2 protein-coding genes are annotated in these 1,608 nt (G+C 71.4%); both read left to right on the forward strand.

The features are described 5' to 3' along the window. A partial coding sequence (locus tag AC27VN_RS40945; protein WP_490880430.1) for an anti-sigma factor family protein occupies positions 1 to 448 on the forward strand: 448 nt, incomplete at its 5' end. A gap of 113 nt (positions 449 to 561) precedes the next feature. After that, the coding region (locus tag AC27VN_RS40950) for an Lnb N-terminal periplasmic domain-containing protein (RefSeq protein ID WP_490880431.1) at positions 562 to 1,608 on the forward strand (1,047 nt) is incomplete at its 3' end.

Here is a 1,608-nt window from a genome sequence, read left to right on the forward strand (position 1 = left end):
GCTGGCATCGCCGGCGCCCCTCGAGCTGCTGGGCGCGCAGGTCACGGCCAACCACGTGCGCTCGCTGATGGCCTCGCACCTGGCCGACGTGGCCTCCACCGACCAGCACACGGTCAAGCCCTGGTTCGCCGGCAAGCTCGACTTCTCGCCGCCCGTGGTGGACCTTGCCGCCGAGGGCTTCGCGCTGACGGGCGGGCGGCTCGACTACCTCGACGGGCGCACGGTGGCGGCGCTGGTCTATCGCTCGGGTCCGCACGTCATCAATGTCTTCGTCTGGCCCACGGCCGATGCGAAGCCGCAGGCTCCGGCCTTCTCGACGCGCCAGGGCTACCAGCTCGCGCACTGGACCCAGGGCGGCATGCAGGCCTGGGCCGTGTCGGACCTCAATGCGGCCGAGCTGCGCCACTTCGCGGCGCTGCTGCACGCGAGGACGGCGGTGCGCCCTTAGCGGCTGAAGACGGGATCGGGCCGCCGAACCCGTCTTCGTTGCGGCACACCGCGCGGTCGTGGTCGGCGCGCGGGACTGCGTTTAAGCTCGGCGGCGATCCACGCGTTTCCCGAATGAGCCCCTCCTCCTCCCCAGCCATCACACATCCCACCGCCGGGTTCCGGACCTTGCTGCGCATCGTTGGCCGCGTCGCGGCCTCGCTGGTGCTGCTGCTGTCGACGGGCTGGGCCTGCCTCGCGCTCTGGTACCAGTTGCCCGTGGGCGAGACGGGCAAGGTCCTCGCCGCCGTGCTGTGGAGCGGCTTCGGCCTCGCGGCCCTGGTGCTGCTGTGGCGCGGCCGGGCCGCGCGCGCCCTGCTGTCCTACGCGGTCGGCTTCGCGCTGCTGCTGGGCTGGTGGAACACCATCGTGCCGCTGCAGCAGCGCGACTGGGCCGACGACGTCGCGCGCCAGCTGGTGGCGCGCGTCGACGGCAACATGGTCACGCTCGAGAACGTGCGCAACTTCGACTGGCGCAGCGACACCGACTACACGCCGCGCTGGGAAACGCGCCGCTACGACCTCGAGCGCTTGCGCTCGGTCGACGTCTCGGTCTCGTACTGGATGGGCCCGGCGATCGCGCACACGCTGGTGTCCTTCGGCTTCGACGACGGCCGCTTCCTCACCTTTTCGATCGAGATCCGCAAGGAGCGCGGCGAGAGCTTCTCGTCGATCGGCGGCTTCTTCCGGCGCTTCGAGCTGAGCCTGGTCGCGGCCGAGGAGCGCGACGTGCTGCGCGTGCGCACCAACGTGCGCGGCGAGGACGTCCACATGTACCGCGTGCGGCTGCCGCAGGCCGAGATGCGCTCGCTGTTCCTGGCCTACCTCGACCAGAGCGCCGCGCTGCTGCGCGCGCCGAGCTTCTACAACACGCTGACGGCCAACTGCACCACCATCGTCTACGAACTCGCCAGGCGCATCGTGCCGGGCCTGCCGATGGATTGGCGGCTGCTGGCCTCGGGCTACCTGCCCGACTACCTGTACGACGTGGGCGGGCTGACGCCGGGCTACAGCCTCGAGACGCTGCGCACGGCCGGGCGCATCACGCAGCGCGCGATCGCGAGCGATGCCGTGCCGGGCGTCGATTTCTCGCGCGCGATCCGGCAGGGGCTGCCGGGCGCC

Source organism: Variovorax sp. 20P10.2.4, from assembly GCF_058244205.1.